14 protein-coding genes are annotated in these 16,188 nt (G+C 71.0%); 11 read left to right on the top strand and 3 right to left on the bottom strand.

From position 1 onward, the window contains the following. Positions 1–374 precede the first annotated feature (374 nt). Positions 375–1,577 (bottom strand): phosphoglycerate kinase, encoded by a 1,203-nt coding sequence (locus tag CKO28_RS21430; protein ID WP_200342863.1) that lies wholly within the window; start codon positions 1,575–1,577, stop codon positions 375–377. A 236-nt stretch (positions 1,578–1,813) separates the two neighbouring features. Here CKO28_RS21430 and CKO28_RS21425 point away from each other — a divergent pair, with 236 nt between their 5' ends. Then, positions 1,814–2,791 (top strand): AMP-binding protein, encoded by a 978-nt coding sequence (locus tag CKO28_RS21425; protein ID WP_200342862.1) that lies wholly within the window; start codon positions 1,814–1,816, stop codon positions 2,789–2,791. 127 nt (positions 2,792–2,918) lie between these two features. On the opposite strand, the gene CKO28_RS21420 is transcribed toward CKO28_RS21425, so the two are convergent. Both CKO28_RS21420 and CKO28_RS21415 read right to left on the bottom strand, forming a co-directional pair. Next, positions 2,919–3,296: a cyclophilin-like fold protein gene (locus CKO28_RS21420; protein ID WP_200342861.1), complete on the bottom strand. Its 378-nt coding sequence runs from the start codon at positions 3,294–3,296 to the stop codon at positions 2,919–2,921. Positions 3,297–3,334: 38 nt separating this feature from the next. Continuing rightward, positions 3,335–3,700 carry a hypothetical protein gene (locus CKO28_RS21415; protein ID WP_200342860.1) on the bottom strand — a complete coding sequence of 122 codons (366 nt, stop codon included), beginning with the start codon at positions 3,698–3,700 and terminating at the stop codon, positions 3,335–3,337. A 225-nt stretch (positions 3,701–3,925) separates the two neighbouring features. Here CKO28_RS21415 and CKO28_RS21410 point away from each other — a divergent pair, with 225 nt between their 5' ends. The 10 genes from CKO28_RS21410 to CKO28_RS21365 form a co-directional block, all read left to right on the top strand. After that, complete coding sequence (locus CKO28_RS21410) at positions 3,926–5,422, top strand: CoA-acylating methylmalonate-semialdehyde dehydrogenase (RefSeq protein WP_200342859.1); 1,497 nt, start codon at positions 3,926–3,928, stop codon at positions 5,420–5,422. 9 nt (positions 5,423–5,431) lie between these two features. Then, complete coding sequence (locus CKO28_RS21405) at positions 5,432–6,292, top strand: fumarylacetoacetate hydrolase family protein (protein ID WP_200342858.1); 861 nt, start codon at positions 5,432–5,434, stop codon at positions 6,290–6,292. A gap of 78 nt (positions 6,293–6,370) precedes the next feature. After that, the gene (gene zapE, locus CKO28_RS21400; RefSeq protein ID WP_200342857.1) at positions 6,371–7,549 is read left to right on the top strand and encodes a cell division protein ZapE; all 1,179 of its coding nucleotides are present in this window, start codon (positions 6,371–6,373) and stop codon (positions 7,547–7,549) included. A gap of 498 nt (positions 7,550–8,047) precedes the next feature. Further along, entirely contained in the window at positions 8,048–9,208 is a 1,161-nt protein-coding gene (gene ispG, locus CKO28_RS21395) for a flavodoxin-dependent (E)-4-hydroxy-3-methylbut-2-enyl-diphosphate synthase (RefSeq protein WP_200342856.1), read from the top strand. Between the two features lie 295 nt (positions 9,209–9,503). Next, positions 9,504–10,754, top strand: coding sequence for a histidine--tRNA ligase (gene hisS, locus CKO28_RS21390; protein WP_200342855.1), 1,251 nt, complete (start codon positions 9,504–9,506; stop codon positions 10,752–10,754). Positions 10,755–10,909: 155 nt separating this feature from the next. Continuing rightward, positions 10,910–12,223, top strand: a complete 1,314-nt coding sequence (hemA, locus tag CKO28_RS21385; protein ID WP_200342854.1) for a glutamyl-tRNA reductase — start codon at positions 10,910–10,912, stop codon at positions 12,221–12,223. A 48-nt stretch (positions 12,224–12,271) separates the two neighbouring features. Beyond that, positions 12,272–13,348 carry a peptide chain release factor 1 gene (gene prfA, locus CKO28_RS21380; RefSeq protein ID WP_200342853.1) on the top strand — a complete coding sequence of 359 codons (1,077 nt, stop codon included), beginning with the start codon at positions 12,272–12,274 and terminating at the stop codon, positions 13,346–13,348. Next, the gene (prmC, locus tag CKO28_RS21375; protein WP_338050209.1) at positions 13,345–14,253 is read left to right on the top strand and encodes a peptide chain release factor N(5)-glutamine methyltransferase; all 909 of its coding nucleotides are present in this window, start codon (positions 13,345–13,347) and stop codon (positions 14,251–14,253) included. The genes prfA and prmC overlap by 4 nt, the downstream gene beginning before the upstream one ends. A 260-nt stretch (positions 14,254–14,513) precedes the next feature. After that, positions 14,514–15,194 carry a DUF4167 domain-containing protein gene (locus tag CKO28_RS21370; RefSeq protein WP_200342852.1) on the top strand — a complete coding sequence of 227 codons (681 nt, stop codon included), beginning with the start codon at positions 14,514–14,516 and terminating at the stop codon, positions 15,192–15,194. A gap of 219 nt (positions 15,195–15,413) precedes the next feature. Next, positions 15,414–16,188: IS701 family transposase (locus CKO28_RS21365; RefSeq protein ID WP_200342851.1), on the top strand; the 775-nt coding region annotated here is incomplete at its 3' end.

Here is a 16,188-nt window from a genome sequence, read left to right as displayed (position 1 = left end):
CGACACCCCGAAGCAGCATCGGGCCAAAGTCCGAGGACATGGCCCCGCCGTTGAACTCGGCCCGGACCGTGCAGCCCTCGACGGGATGAAATCGCAGCTGTTCTTGGTTACCCTCTGCCATGGGCGGGCCTCCACGCTGATTTCGTGTATTGCCTCAGCGCCCATAACCCGCACGAATCCGCGGGTTCAAGGGAGGCCCGCCCTGCCTCCGTGCAAAATGGGGGTTAGGGCGAGATCCACGATGAGGGCCTATTTGGCTGTCATCGCGTTTGCTCCGGGGCCGCAGGTCCGCGCTCGACGCACGCGGTCGCGCGGGGTCCGCGCACCTACCCGCGGTGGGGCCGGGGCCGGCGGCACGGCCGGGGACGGCGGCGCTACGCGCTCTCGGCCAGCACCCGGACGCCGGGGAGGTCCTTGCCCTCCAGCCACTCCAGGAACGCGCCGCCGGCGGCGGAGACGTAGGAGAAGTCCTGCAGCACGCCGGCGTGGGTGAGTGCGGAGACGGTGTCGCCGCCGCCGGCGACCGACAGCAGCCGGTCCGCCTTGGTCAGTTCCGCCGCCTTGGCGGCGACCTGGTTGGTCGCCCGGTCGAACGGCGGCGTCTCGAACGTGCCGAGCGGGCCGTTCCAGACGATTGTCCGGCAATCCTCCAGCCGGCGGCACAGCCGGTCGACCGTTTCCGGGCCGGCGTCCAGGATCATCTTGTCGCCGGGCACGCGGTCGACCGGGCAGGTCTCGGTCTCGACGCCGGCCTCGAGCTCGCGGGCGACCACCGCGTCGGTCGGCAGGATGATCTCGCCGCCCTCCGCGCGGGCCTTCTGCAGGATCCGGTTCGCGGTCTCGGCCAGCTCCTTCTCGCACAGCGAGCCGCCGACGTCGTGGCCCTGGGCGTGCAGGAAGGTGTTGGCCATGCCGCCGCCGATCACCAGCGCGTCGACCTTGGTCACCAGGTTGGACAGCAGGTCCAGCTTGGTCGACACCTTGGCGCCGCCGACCACGGCCAGCATCGGCCGCCTGGGGGTCTCCAGCGCGGCTTCCAGATGCTCCAGCTCCTCCTGCATCAGGCGGCCGGCGCCCGACGGCAGCCGCTTGGCAAGCGCGTGCACGCTGGCGTGCGCGCGGTGCGCGGCGGAGAAAGCGTCGTTCAGGTACAGTTCGCCCAGCTTGGCCAGCTGGTCGGCGAACCCCGGATCGTCCTTCTCCTCCTGCTTGTGGTAGCGCAGGTTCTCCAGCAGCACGACCTGGCCGGGCGCGAGCGCGGCGACTGCGTGCTCGGCCGGCGCGCCGACGCAGTCTTCCGCGAAGCCGACCGGCAGGCCGTCGAGCGCGTCCTGCAGCGGCTGCACGGTCGGCTTGAGCGACATCTCCGGCACCCGCTCGCCTTTCGGCCGGCCGAAGTGGGACAGCAGCACCACCTTCGCCTTGCGGTCGACCAGTTCGCGGACGGTCCGGGCGGCGCGCCGGATGCGGCTCGGATCCGTGACCTTGCCGTCGTGCATCGGCACGTTGAAGTCGACCCGCACGAGCACCGTCTTGCCGGCGACGTCGAGCGTGTCCAATGTCTGGAACTGGGCCATGAGCGCTAGTCCTCCCCCTGCTTGCTGGCCGGGCGCGCAGGCCCGGCGTCCGGATCCGCGCTTGCGGCGCCGGCGTTAGATCCCACCCGGCCGACGGCGCGCCGGCCGGCAGGTAACCCAATCCGTTTCACCCGCACAAGATCGGCCCGGTCTCGGCGCCGCCGCCAACGCCCGCTTTGGAGCGCACGCGCACCGGCCTTTGCACCGAACCAGCCAGGACGCGAGGACGCGACGACGTGACCCACCCCGACGCGCCAGCCGGCGGAACCGCCCCAATCGCCGCCCGGATTCTGGAGACCGCGGTCGCCCGCGGCGAGCAGACCGCGATCTCCAGCTTCGGGCGCAGCTGGAGTTACGCGCAGCTGACCGCCCGGGCCGGCCGGATGACCGGCGCGCTGGCCCGGCTCGAGGTCGGTCCGGACAAGCGTCTGGGCCTGTTGCTGCCGCCGGTGCCGACGGCCGCGATGGCCGCGATGGCCGGCCTGCGCCTGGGCGCGACGCTGGTGCCGTGCGATCCGCTGGCGCGCGGGAACGGGCTGGCGGACCGGCTGTCCGGCATCGCGGCGGGCGTGCTGGTGTCGCTCGACCTGACCCGGCTGCAGCACCGCTGGCTGGATCTGCTGGACGACAGCGCGCTGGACGCCGTCCTGGTCGACAAGATGGCGGAACTGCTGCCGTTTCCGCGCAACCTGATGGCCCCGCTGCTGCGCGGCGGCGAGCTCGCGACCCTGCCGCGCCATCCGCGCACCGGCGCGCTGCCGCGCCTGCTGCAGGCGGAAGGGGAACGCCCGGGCACGCTGGACGCGAGCGCTTCGGCGGGCGTGCTGCGCGCCGACGGCAGCCGGGCCGACGCCGACCAGCTGGCGGACGCGGTCGACCGGCTGCTTGACCTGGCGGGCGGTGCCGGGCGTTGGCTGATCGCCCAGCACCCCGAGGACGCCTGGGCGCTGAGCGCGCTGCTGACGCCGCTCACCGCCGGACGCGAGGTCGTCCTGCTGCCGCGCCTGGACGCGCGCACGGTCGCCGCCGCCCTGGACCAGACCGCGCCCAGAGTGGCCGTGCTGTCGCCGCGGGTCGCCGAAGCGCTGGCCGACACCCCGCCGCCGTCGGCCCCGCTTGACCTCGCCGTGGTGCCGCCAACGGTCGACGAAACGCTGCGCGACCGTCTCGCCACCGCCGTCGGCGCGCGCGTCGCCGTCTGGGACGGGCCGTGAGCCTGCGGTTTGCGGCCCCCGGTCGCGCCAGCGTGCCGCTTGCCCGATGCGCGCACTCCCGGAGACAGTCTTCCGCGTGCACGTGGGTCGGTCGCATGCGCTGCCGAGCGGCCCGGCGGAAACCGGCCTACGCCAGTTCCACCTTCACGGGCTCGCCGCCGGTCGACCCCGTGAGCTTGCGGACCGCGTCGGGGTCGGCGTCGGCGAAGATGTTGACCGGCGCGGCCAGGCGGATCTCGTCGCCCTGGCTGACCGGCGTCGGACCGTAGCCGATCGCGATCGCGTTGCCCTCCAGCCAGTAGGCGATCTCGCCGGCGTCCACGACGGCGCGCTGGCCGCTCTCCGGCGCGACGTCGAGCGCGGCGCCGAAATAGACCTCCTCGCCCCAGGTGTTGGCGCTGCCCTCGATCGGGCAGGCCGCGGCGACTGCCCTGGCGGTCGGGGTGTCGCGCAGGGTTGCGGTAAACGAAACGGCGCCCACGGTGATCTTCAGGCAGTCGGCCATGGCGTTGACCCTCCCTGATGCGTGTCGGCTTTCTCGGCTCAGGCGTCGCGGTATGCGGCGATCACCGCGGCGACCTCGCGGGCGTGCGCCTGGCGGGCGGCCTCGCCGCTGTCGGGGCCGTCGTAGCGGCCCAGTTCGCGCAGCAGCTGGAAGAACCCCGGGCCCGGCAGGCCGTCGTTGCCGCGGCCGACCGCCAGGGCCGCGATCAGCGGTCGCCCGGCGGCATGGTCGGCCCGGGTGATCGCCTCCAGCGCCTGGGTCGTCTTGTGGATCGTGTGCGGTCCCGGCACCTCCGCCGACCGGGCGAGGTCGCGGTAGCGGACCGTCTCGCCGGCGCGGGCCTGGTCCTCCAGCAGCCGGCGCAGGACCGGGCAGAGTTCGACGATCAGCGCGAGGTCGTTCATGTCCTGTCACCTGGGCCCCGGGCGCGCCGGTTGCGAGTCCCCGGTTGTCGCGGCGTGCGCATGCGGTGCCGCCGACCCGCGTGATCGCCGCCGGCGTGCGGGCCGGCATCTTGCCGCCGCCCGCGCGAGCGGGTAGGCAAGGACACGGAACCATAAACGCTTCCCCACGCGCGAGCGACGCGCCGCGACACAGGCAACGCCCGCTTGACGGGCCGGAGGGACCTCATGACCGATCAGCTCACCCACTTTATCGACGGCGCGCGCACGACCGACACCGGCGGGCGTAGCGGGGCCGTGTTCAACCCCGCCACCGGCCAGCAGACCGCCAGCGTGGCCTTCGCCGACGACGCCACGCTGCAACGCGCGGTCGCGTCCGCCAAGCAGGCGTTCCCGGAATGGGCGGGCAAGACCCCGCTGAGCCGCGCCCGGGTGCTGTTCAAGTACAAGGAACTGCTGGAACAGCACCGCGACCGGCTCGCCGAGATGATCTGCCGCGAGCACGGCAAGGTGTTCAACGACGCCCAGGGCGAGGTCACGCGCGGCATCGAGGTGGTCGAGTTCGCCACCGGCGCGCCGCACATCCTGAAGGGCGACTATACCCAGCAGGTGGGGTCGAGCGTCGACAGCTTCTCCATGCGCATGCCGCTGGGCGTGGTCGCCGGGATCACGCCGTTCAACTTCCCGGCGATGGTGCCGATGTGGATGTTCCCGGTGGCGCTCGCCTGCGGCAACACCTTCGTGCTCAAGCCCAGCGAGAAGGACCCCAGCGTCCCGCTCTACCTGGCCGAGCTGATGATGGAGGCGGGCGCGCCGAAGGGCGTGCTCAACGTCGTCAACGGCGACAAGCAGGCGGTCGACGGGCTGCTGCAGCACCCGGACGTGCAGGCGGTCTCGTTCGTCGGCTCGACCCCGATCGCCGAATACATCTACCAGCACGGCTGCGCGCACAATAAACGGGTGCAGGCGCTGGGCGGCGCCAAGAACCACATGGTGGTGATGCCCGACGCCGACATGGACCAGGCCGCCGACGCGCTGATGGGGGCTGGCTACGGCAGTGCGGGCGAGCGCTGCATGGCGGTCTCGGTCGCGGTCACGGTGGGCGAGGCCGGCGACCAGCTGGTCTCCCGCCTGGCGCCCAAGGTGGAGAACCTGCGGATCGGCCCGTGGGACGACCCGAAGGCCGACATGGGCCCGCTGGTCACGGCCGAGCACCTGCGGAAGGTCAAGGGCTACGTCGACCTGGGCGTCGAGGAGGGCGCGGAGCTGGTGGTCGACGGCCGCGGTCAGTCGCTGCAGGGCTACGAGAACGGCAACTTCATGGGCGGCTGCCTGTTCGACCGGGTCACCCCCGACATGCGGATCTACACGGAGGAGATCTTCGGCCCCGTGCTGTCGGTGGTCCGCGCCAACAGCTACGACGAGGCGGTCGAGCTGGTGAACGCGCACGAGTTCGGCAACGGCTCGGCGATCTTCACCCGCGACGGCGACGCCGCCCGGCAGTACCAGCAGGAGGCGCAGACCGGCATGGTCGGCATCAACGTGCCGATCCCGGTGCCGATGGCGTTCCACTCGTTCGGCGGCTGGAAGCGTTCGCTGTTCGGCGACCATCACATGCACGGCATGGAGGGCGTGCGCTTCTACACCCGCCTGAAGACGGTGACCCAGCGCTGGCCCACCGGCATCCGCGCCGGTGCGGAGTACACCATGCCGACGATGGAATAGGCCGGTTAGATGCGTCTGCTCAGCTTCGACAAGAACGGCCGGCCGACGCCCGGGATCGCGCGCGACGACCGGGTCCTGGACCTATCCGCGCTGGATCCCGAGATGCCGCGCGACTGGGCGACCCTGTTGGCGGAGGACAACCTGGAACGGCTGCGCGCGCTTGCCGAGCACGCCCCGGCGGAGCACTGGGTGCCGCGCGACGGGGTCAAGCTCGCGCTGCCGATCCCGGACCCGCCGAAGATCCTGTGCGCCGGGCTGAACTACCTGAGCCACGCGCGGGAAGTCGGTATGGAGCTGCCCCGGCACCCGATCCTGTTCGCCCGCTACAAGAGCTCGCTCGTCGCCGACGGCGCGCCGCTGGTCCGCCCGGCGGCGAGCGAGAAGTACGACTACGAAAGCGAGCTGGTCGCGGTGATCGGGCGCGCTGCCCGCAACGTGCCCGCGTCCCGGGCGCTCGACCACGTGATCGGCTATTCGATCCTGAACGACGGCTCGCTGCGCGACTTCCAGAAGAAGGGCGGGCAGTGGACGCTGGGCAAGAACTTCGACCGGTCGGGATCGTTCGGGCCGGAGATCGTGACCGCGGACGGGCTGCCCGACGGCGCCCGGGGCCTGCGCATCTCCGCCACGCTGAACGGCGAGACCGTGCAGGACGGCACCACCGACGACCTGATCTTCGACGTCGCGACCCTGGTCGAGGCGGCGAGCGAGGTGATGACGCTGGAGCCCGGCACGATCATTGCCACCGGCACCCCGCCCGGGGTCGGCATGGCGCGCACCCCGCCCTTGTGGCTGAAGCCCGGCGACACCATCGCCTGCACGGTGCAGGGCATCGGCACGCTGGAGAACGCGGTGGTGGCGGAGAGCTGACGGCCCCCAACCGTTGACCTGCGCACCGGCCGGCGCTTAGGTGCGGCCTCGTTACCGGCATTGGATCACGGGTGGAGCATGGCCGAGGCCGCGCACGACGGCGCCAAAGCCGCAAGCGACTTGCCCAACCAGGACGCGGTGAGCGCGGACGGGCCGCTCGCCGCCTACCGCGCGCTGCGCCGGCAGGGCGAGCTGGACGGCGATCCCGCGCAGGAGCTGGCGGCGGAGAAGCTCGAATCGCTGCACCACGCGCTGCGGAACTATCAGCCCAAGAGCCCCGGCGGCTGGAAGGCGCGCCTGGGCCTGTCGCGCCGGCCGGAGACGCCGCCGCAGGGCCTCTACCTCTACGGCGACGTCGGGCGCGGCAAGTCCATGCTGATGGACCTGTTCCACGCCCGCGCGCCGGTCACCCGCAAGCGGCGCGTCCACTTCCACGCCTTCATGGCGGAGGTGCACGACCGCCTGCACGCCTGGCGGCAGGAGACCAAGGGGTCGAAGGCCGACCCGCTGCCGCAGCTGGCGGACAAGATCGCCCAGGAAAACTGGCTGTTCTGCTTCGACGAGTTCCACGTCGTCAACGTCGCCGACGCGATGATCCTGGGCCGGCTGTTCGAGGCGCTGTTCGAACGCGGCGTGGTGGTCGTCGCCACCTCCAACTTCCCGCCCGACCGGCTGTACGAAAACGGCCTGCAGCGCGGCCGTTTCCTGCCGTTCATCGACCTGATGAAACAGCGCCTGGACGTACTCGGCCTGGAGGGCGGGCGCGACTACCGGCTGAGCCGCCTGTCGGACATCACCGTCTACCAGACCCCGCTGGGGGCGAAGGCGCGCCAGGCGATGGACCAGGCGTTTCACCGCCTGACCGAGGGCGCGGAGATCGCGCGCGACTACATCACGGTGAAGGGCCGGCGGGTCGACGTGCCGCGCTCGGCGCGCGGGGTCGCCCGGTTCAGCTTCGACGAATTGTGCGCCAAGGCGCTGGGCGCGCAGGACTATCTCGCGCTCGCCACGCACTACCACACGGTCCTGCTGGACGACGTGCCGCAGCTGACCGGCGACCAGCGCAACGAGGCCCGGCGCTTCATGATGCTGGTCGACGCGCTCTACGAGCACCGCTGCAACCTGCTGATCGCCGCCGACGCCCCGCCGGAGCGCCTCTACACCGGCGCCGACGGCGGCTTCGAGTTCCAGCGGACCGTCTCGCGGCTGATGGAAATGCAGTCCAAGGACTATATCGCCCTCCCCCACTTGACCTAGCCGTCTGATCGCCGACCTTCCTAACCCGGGAGGAGTTGCCAGCAGGTCCGCTCACAGCCTCTAACAGAGAGAGCATGGGGGGGCGGCTCCGCGCGAAACCCGAGGCTCGGGACCCACCGCCGTGCTCACGTCTCCGCCTTCGCCCGGTCCACCCGTGTGGCGGAGCGGCCGACCCGTCGGCGCGGTCTGCCCGCGGGCCTCCGGCGCCCGGACGTGGGCACCGCCGGCGCGCGCGTCGCGCGGGCATTCACCGAACCGTCATGGCTGCTGCGACGGCCGCGCGGTTGCCGGGTACCGGCGTTCGCGTGTATCCCTGAGTGGTGGGATGCGTTTTTCCGCATCGCCGGTTCGCCCGGGCCGAAGCCCAAGGGCAAGATGCTGAGAGGGCAGCCGCCTTCCAGTTGATTCTTGCCCCCTTTCAAGGAGGTAGAGCGAAAGTCAGCCGGACGGCCGATGCGGCCTTCAGGCATTTCGCTCTCGGACACAAGAGCGAGCACCATGAGCGTCCGCCCCTACCGCGACATCCACCGCCGTCAGTCCCGGCAGATCCACGTCGGCAGCGTCCCCGTCGGCGGCGACGCGCCGATCACCGTGCAGTCGATGACCAACACCGACTGCGAGGACGTCCAGGGCACGGTCGAGCAGATCAAGCGGCTGGAGGACGCCGGCTGCGACATCGTCCGCGTCTCCTGCCCGTCGGAGGAGAGCACCGCGGCGCTCAAGCAGATCGTGCCGCAGGTCGGCATCCCGATCGTCGCGGACATCCACTTCCACTACAAACGCGCCATCGAGGCGGCCCAGGCGGGCGCCGCCTGCCTGCGCATCAACCCCGGCAACATCGGCTCCCGGTCGCGCGTGCAGGAAGTCGTGAAGGCCGCCAAGGACCACGGCTGCTCGATGCGGATCGGCGTCAACGCCGGCTCGCTGGAGCGCGACATCCTGGAAAAGTACGGCGAGCCGTGTCCGGACGCGATGGTGGAAAGCGCGCTCACCCACGCGCGCATCCTGGAAGAGGAGGACTTCTACGAGTTCAAGATCTCGTGCAAGGCCTCCGACGTGTTCCTGGCGGTCGCCGCCTACATGCAGCTCGCCGACGCTTGCGATTATCCGCTGCACATCGGCATCACCGAGGCCGGCGGCCAGCGCTCCGGCACGATCAAGTCGTCGATCGGCCTGGGCAACCTGCTGTGGGCCGGGATCGGCGACACGGTCCGGGTTTCGCTGTCCTGCGATCCGGTCGAGGAGATCAAGGTCGGCTACGAGATCCTGAAGTCGCTCGGCCTGCGCCATCGCGGCGTCAACGTGATCTCCTGCCCGTCGTGCGCGCGCCAGCAGTTCGACGTGATCGAGACGGTGCGCAAGCTGGAGGACCGGCTGGAGCACATCTCCACGCCGCTGACCGTCTCGGTGATCGGCTGCGTGGTCAACGGCCCGGGCGAGGCGACCCTGACCGACGTCGGCTTTACCGGCGGCGGCCGCGGCACCCACCAGGTCTACGTCAACGGCCTGCCCAGCCACCGCCTGAAGGACGAGGACATCGTCGACCACCTGGTCAAGCAGGTCGAAGAGAAGGCCGCGGAGATCGAGGCCAAGAAGGACGAACAGCGCAAGACCGAGGCGGAAGACGCCGCGAGCGCCGGCAGCGCGGCGGCGGAGTAGCCCGCCGCAAGCCTGTGCGACGGCCGCCGCGGCGGGTCCCCTCTCCTTCACTGGAAGGAGAGGGCCAGGGTGAGGTAGCTCTGCACGGCCTTTCCGCGCTCACGCGCTGTTATAAAACCCGTCGTATAAACTACGTCCCGAGCAACCACCTCCCCCTGTCCCCCTCCTCCCAGTGGAGGAGGGGGAACGCGCCGCCACACCCGTCCCCATCCCAACCGGTTGCCTTTTAACCGGCGCGCGCGGTAAGTGTCCGCGGCGCGCGAGCGCGCGCCCGACCACCGCCCGGAGACCCGCCTTGGCGAAACTACAGCCGGTTCGCGGCACCCGCGACATCCTGCCGGAGGACATGCGCCGTCAGCGCGCCGTCGTGGACGCCTGCCGCCGCCTGGCCGAGCGCTACGGCTATCACGAGATGGCCACGCCGGTGTTCGAGTTCACCGATGTCTTCCGGCGCACCCTGGGCGAGACATCCGACATCGTGACCAAGGAGATGTACACCTTCCCGGTGTCGGAGGAGGGCGACAGCGTCACCCTGCGCCCGGAGGCGACCGCGGGCGTCGCGCGCGCCTTCATCACCAACGGGCTGCAGCAGGACCTGCCGCAGAAGCTGTTCTACACCGGCCCGATGTTCCGCCACGAGCGCCCGCAGAAGGGCCGCCTCAGGCAGTTCCACCAGGTCGACGTCGAGCTGATCGGGGTCGCCCAGCCGGTCGGCGACGTCGAGATGATCGCGCTCGCCCGCCACTTCCTGCGCGAAATCGGGCTGGACAGCGACCGGATCACCCTGGAGATCAACACCCTGGGCGACCTGGAAAGCCGGCAGGCCTACCGGCAAGCGCTGGTCGACTATTTTCAGCAGTACGCGGATCGGCTGTCCGACGACAGCCGCGCGCGGCTGCACCGCAATCCGCTGCGCATCCTGGATTCCAAGGATCCGGGCGACCGCCGGCTGGTGGCCGACGCGCCGCAGTTCGACGACTATCTGAACCGGGAGTCCAAGGACTTCTTCCGGCAGGTGCTGGACGGGCTGCGCACGCTCGGCATTTCCTACGAGATCAACCCGCGGCTGGTGCGCGGGCTGGACTACTATTCCCACACCTGTTTCGAGTTCACCACCGACCAGTTGGGCGCGCAGGGCACGGTCTTGGCGGGCGGGCGCTACGACGGCCTGATCGAGCAGATGGGCGGCCCCAGCACGCCCGGGATCGGCTGGGCCGCGGGGGTCGAGCGGCTAGCCATGCTGCTGAGCCAGGCGCCGCAGCCGCCCCGACCGATCGCGGTCGTGCCCGCGGGCGAGGGGCAGGAGGCGATGGCCCTGGATCTGACCCAGAAGCTGCGCCAGCAGGGCTTTCCGGTGGAGCTCGGCTATACCGGGAACCTGCGCAAGCGCCTGAAGCGCGCCGACCGGGTCAACGCCCGCGCCGCCGTGATCCTGGGCGAGGACGAGGCGGCCAAGGGCAGCGCCACCTTGCGCGACCTGGACAGCGGCGAACAGGAGACGGTGGCCCTGGACGCCCTGGGCGCGCGTCTCGCCCAGCTGGGCTAGAGCTACATGCCCGAAGTCCGAAACGGCCTTCGCGCTGAATGTAGCTCTAACTTCTTGAAGATGGGGCAAGATTCAGCTGAAAGGTGATTCCATCATTCAGCATCTTGCCCTACAGCCAAAATCCGGCAGGTCTTTCGCGCGCAGGGGTACAAGGTATGTCCGGCGACCCGGCTGCCCGTCTGGTGATCGTGGGCCTGTCCCACCGCAACGTCCCCGCGGACGTGCGCGAAAGCCTGTTCGTCGAGGACGTCGACCGCGCGCGCCTGCTGGCCAACCTGCGCGCGGCCGGTTTCGAGCAGGGCCTGGTGCTGGCGACCTGCGAGCGGGTCGAGGTCGCGACCCTGTCCGACACCCCGCAAAAGGTGGAGCTGGCCGCGGGCGAGCTGCTCGCCGGCTGGTCCGGGATGCCGGACGCGGAGGTCGGCCGGCTGCTGTCGATCCACCGCGGCCACGCCGCGCTCCGCCACCTGTTCGCGGTCGCCGCCGCGCTCGACAGCCAGGTGCTGGGCGAACCGCAGGTGCTGGGACAGCTGAAGGACAGCCACCGGGTGGCGCAGGAAGCCGGGCTGGTGTCCGGCGCGCTGGAGGCGATGCTGCAGAGCGCCTACACGGTCGCCAAGCGCGTGCGCTCGGAGACCGAGCTCGCCAGCCAGCCGGTGTCGATCGCCGCGGCGGCGATCAAGGTCGCCCGGCAGGTTCACGGCGACCTGCGCCGCTGCAACGCCCTGCTGCTCGGCCTGGGCGAGATGGGCGAGCTGATGGCCGCGCAGTTGAACGACAGCCCGGTCGCCCGCATGGTGCTGGCGCACCCGACCCAGCGCCGGGCGGAAGCCGCGGCGCGGCGGCTGGGCTGCGACGTACGGCCGTGGGCGGATCTGGACACCGCCCTCGCCGACGCGGACATCGTCGTCTCCGGGCTTGGGCGCGGCGACTACGTGCTGGCGCGCCAGGGCGTCCGGCGGGCGCTGAAACGCCGGCGCCAGCGGCCCATTTTCATCATGGACGCGGCCGTGCCGGCGGACGTCGAGCCGAAGGTGCACGAGCTGGAGTCGGCGTTCGTCTACGACCTGGGCGATCTGGAACGGGTCGCGCAGGAAGGCCGGGTGCAGCGCGAGCATGCCGCGCTCGACGCCTGGGCGATCGTCGACGCCGAGCTCGACGCCTACGCCAAGCGCGAGGCCGGGCGCGAGGCGGTGCCGTCGCTGACCGCGCTGCGCCAGCATTTCGAAACGGTGCGCGCCGAAGTGCTGTCGACCGGCAAGCTGGACGCCGACGCCGCCACGCGCCTGTTGGTCAACCGCCTGCTGCACGGGCCCACCCAGGCGCTGCGCGACGCCGCCGGCGACGGTGAGGCGCGCGCCGAGCTGGAGCGCAGCCTGCAGCGGCTGTACGGCATCGACCCGCGCCACGCCCCGGGCGCCCGCGACGATCGGGGCGAGCCCGAAGACCGCGGCGGCGGCGACCGCTGAGCCGTGCGCCGGGCGGGCGCGCAGGACCACGAAGGAAGGACGAGGGACGTGTCGCTGGAAGAAAACCTGGACCGGGTGGTCGCGCGCTACGAGGAGCTGCAGGCCCTGGTGTCGTCGCACGACAGCCCCGGCTCCAACGACTACACCGAAAAGCTGAAGGAAATCTCCGACCTCCAGCCGATCGTCGATTCGATCCAGGCGCTGCGCGCCGCGCGCCAGGAGCGCGACGAGGCGAAGGCGATGATGGACGATCCCGACAGCGACGCGGAGATGCGCGAGCTGGCCGAGGAGGAATACTACCGCCTGCGCGACCGCTGCGAGGAACTCGAGCACGACGTCCAGATGCGCCTGGTCCCGCGCGACAAGGACGACGACAAGAACGCGATCCTGGAGGTGCGCGCGGGCACCGGCGGCCAGGAGGCGGCGCTGTTCGCCGCCGAACTGTTCCGGATGTACCAGCGCTATGCCAGCGAGCAGGGCTGGACTGTCGAGGTGCTGTCCTGGCAGGAGGCCGACCAGGGCGGGGCCAAGGAAGTCAGCGCGCTGGTCAAGGGCCGCGGCGTGTTCGCCAAGCTGAAGTACGAATCCGGCGTGCACCGCGTGCAGCGCGTGCCGCAGACCGAGAGCCAGGGCCGGATCCATACCTCGGCCGCCACGGTCGCCGTGCTGCCGGAGGCGGAGGACGTCGACGTCGAGATCGAGGACAAGGATCTGCGGATCGATACCTTCCGCTCCCAGGGCGCCGGCGGGCAGCACGTCAACACCACCGACTCGGCGGTGCGGATCACCCACATCCCGACCGGCGTGGTGGTCAGCTGCCAGGACAACAAGTCCCAGCACAAGAACCGCGCCCGGGCGATGCAGGTGCTGCGCGCGCGCCTGTACGACGCCGAGCGGCAAAAGCTGGAGCAGGCGCGCGCCGACGACCGCAAGAGCCAGATCGGCAGCGGCGACCGCTCGGAGCGGATCCGCACCTACAACTTCCCGCAGGGCCGCGTGACCGACCACCGGATCGGCCTGACCCTGTACCAGCTGGAAAAGGTGATCAGCGGCGAGGGCCTGGATCAGGTGATCGACCCGCTGATCTCCGAGGATCAGGCCGCGAAGCTGGCGGAGCTGCAGTGAGCCCGGCGGACACCGCACGGAATGCGGCCGGGCCGGCCGGCCTCGTCACGGCGGACGACCTGCTGCGCGCGGCGGCCGAACGGCTGGCCACGGCCGGCGTGGACGCGCCCCGGCGCGACGCCCGCGCCCTGCTGGCGGCGGCCGCGGGCCACGACGAAGCCGCCCTGCTGGCCAGCCCGGAGCTGGGAATCGCGCGCGACGCCGCCGAGCGCTTCCGGAGCTTCGTCGACCGGCGCGCGGCGCGGATGCCGGTCGCCCGCATCCTGGGCGCGCGCGAATTCTGGAGCCTGAACTTGGCGATCGGCCCCGCCGTCCTGGACCCCCGGCCGGACAGCGAGACGCTGGTCGAGGCTGCGTTGGCGCACGTCGACGCGAGCCCTGCCGGGCGGGCCGGCGGGTGGCGGGTGCTCGACCTCGGCACCGGCAGCGGCTGCCTCTTGCTGGCGCTCTTGTCGGAGCTGCCGCGGGCGACCGGCGTGGGCCTGGAGCGCGACGCGGACGCCGCGGCGCTGGCGCGCGCCAACGCCGCGCGCCACGGCCTGGACGCCCGGGCGGCGATCCGCCGCGACGGCTGGGCGGAGCTGGACGCCGGCGCGCGGTTCGACCTGATCGTCGCCAACCCGCCCTACATCCCGACGGACGAGATCGCCCAGCTGGGCCCGGAGGTCGCGCGCTACGATCCAGCGGGCGCGCTCGACGGCGGGCCGGACGGGCTGGACGCCTACCGCGACCTGGTCCCCCGGCTGGCCGGCTGGCTCGCGCCCGGCGGGCAGGCGTTCCTGGAGGTCGGCCACGATCAGGGCCGGGCGGTACAGGACCTGCTGCGGGCGGCGGGGTTGCGTTTACCCGCTGGCGTGTGCGATTTGGCGGGCACGCTGCGCTGCGTGCGCGCGGCGGGTCCGTGATCCCGTCCGGCCGCGCCCGCACGGCGGAGCCGCGCGAAAAACGTTTGGACACGGCGCGGTTCGCCACTAGGGTAGGCGCGTGGCGATCGGGGGCCGGCGGCCATGACGAGGGGTTGGGCGCAGCGCGCGCAACCTGGGCCCCGAACAACGCGACGCGATCCCGATAGAGAGCAGCTTCCGTGACGGCGCGCCCGGATTCACGGGCATGCGTCACGTGCGAAAGCGCGAGGATCGACCTTTTCCTAGGTGATACGGATACGATGAGACAAGGTTCAAGCGGTGGTGGCAGGCGGCCCCGTGGTCGCTCCAGCGGAGGCGGCGGCGGCGGTGGCCGCAAGAACGTCCCGCTGAAGAATCAGAACTTCGACAGCAACGGCCCGGACGTGCGCGTGCGCGGTAACGCCACCCAGGTCTACGAAAAATACCTGGCGTTGGCGCGGGACGCGAGCTCGGCCGGCGACCGCGTGATCGCGGAAAGCTACTACCAGCACGCCGAGCACTATTACCGGATCATTAACGAGAACACCGACCCCTCCTACGAGGACCTCTACGGCCGCGAGCCCAACGGCTACGACGGCTACGACGAGGACGAGGAGGACGACGACGGCGGCCGGCACAGCCAGGCCCGCGGCACCCGCCAGGAACGCCGCGAGCGCTACGAGCAGGACGAGCGCCGCCGCCGGGAGCAGCCGGCCGAGGGCAACGGCCAAGCGATCCACGCCAACGGCGCCGATCCGGCCGAGGCCGGCGACGGCGCCGACGGTCAGGGCGAGCCGGAAGGCCAGGCCAAGCCCAAGCGCAGCCGTGGCCGCCCGCGCAAGAACAAGAACGCCCAGGCGGCCGACGGCGATGCCGGCGACAGCGCGGGCAACGGCGGTGACGAGTCCGCCGCCGCGACCGGCCAGCCGGGCGACAACGCCGCTTCCGAGGACAACGCGTAAACCGCTCCGGCGGCGCGTCAGAGCCCAGCGAAAAGCCCCGCCTTCCTCGTGAACGCGGGGCTTTTTCATGGCCGCTCGCGGCCGATGACCTAACTGCCTGAAGAGAGAGCAAGATTCAGCTGTATAATCTTACTGAGTCACAAGATATCGGACGATTTTTGTCGCGACCCCCACATGCTGTGGTAAATTCGGAGATTCAATCTGGATGTGGGGGTGTCGATGGATCTCCAGTGGATGGATGGGCCGCAGGCTGAGCGCTTCACGCTTTATATGGACAGTCTGGCCGCTTGTCTTCGGCACAGAGACCGGATTGAGCCGTTCCGGCGCTACTGCGTCGGGCTGCTTCTGCCCGGCGAGCGCAAGTCGGTCGAGCCCATGGCGGCGCGGCTGCGCCCGGACCGCACGGCGGCTGAACACCAGGCGCTGTTACACTTCGTCGGCCAGTCGAGCTGGGAGGCCGACGCACTCCTGCGAACCGTCCGCCATGAGGTCCTGCCGGTCATGACGGCGTCCCAACCGGTGGCCTCCTGGATCATCGACGACACCGGCTTTCCCAAGCAAGGCCCGCATTCGGTGGGCGTGGCCCGGCAGTACTGCGGTGAACTCGGCAAGCAGGACAACTGCCAGGTCGCGGTGTCGCTGTCGGTCGCCACGTCCAACGCCTCGCTGCCGATCGCCTGGCGGCTGTATCTTCCCGAGATCTGGGCGAGAGATACCGAACGGCGCAACGTGGCCAAGGTGCCCGCCAAGGTCACGTTCCAGACGAAACAGGAAATTGCGCTCGCGCAGATCCGGGCGGCCGTGGCCGACGGCGTGCCCAAGGGCGTGCTGCTTGCCGACGCCGGGTATGGCAACACCAGTTCCTTCCGAGATGCGCTCACGGAGCTGGGGCTGACCTACGTCGTCGGCGTCCAGGGCAACATCGTGGTCTGGCCGCCGGGAACCGAGCCGGCGGTTCCGGCGTGGTCCGGCCGCGGGCGTAAGCCGACGCGCC

It is taken from the genome of Rhodovibrio sodomensis (assembly GCF_016583645.1).
GTDB lineage: Bacteria > Pseudomonadota > Alphaproteobacteria > Kiloniellales > Rhodovibrionaceae > Rhodovibrio > Rhodovibrio sodomensis.
This window is presented reverse-complemented; position numbering and strand designations above follow the sequence as displayed.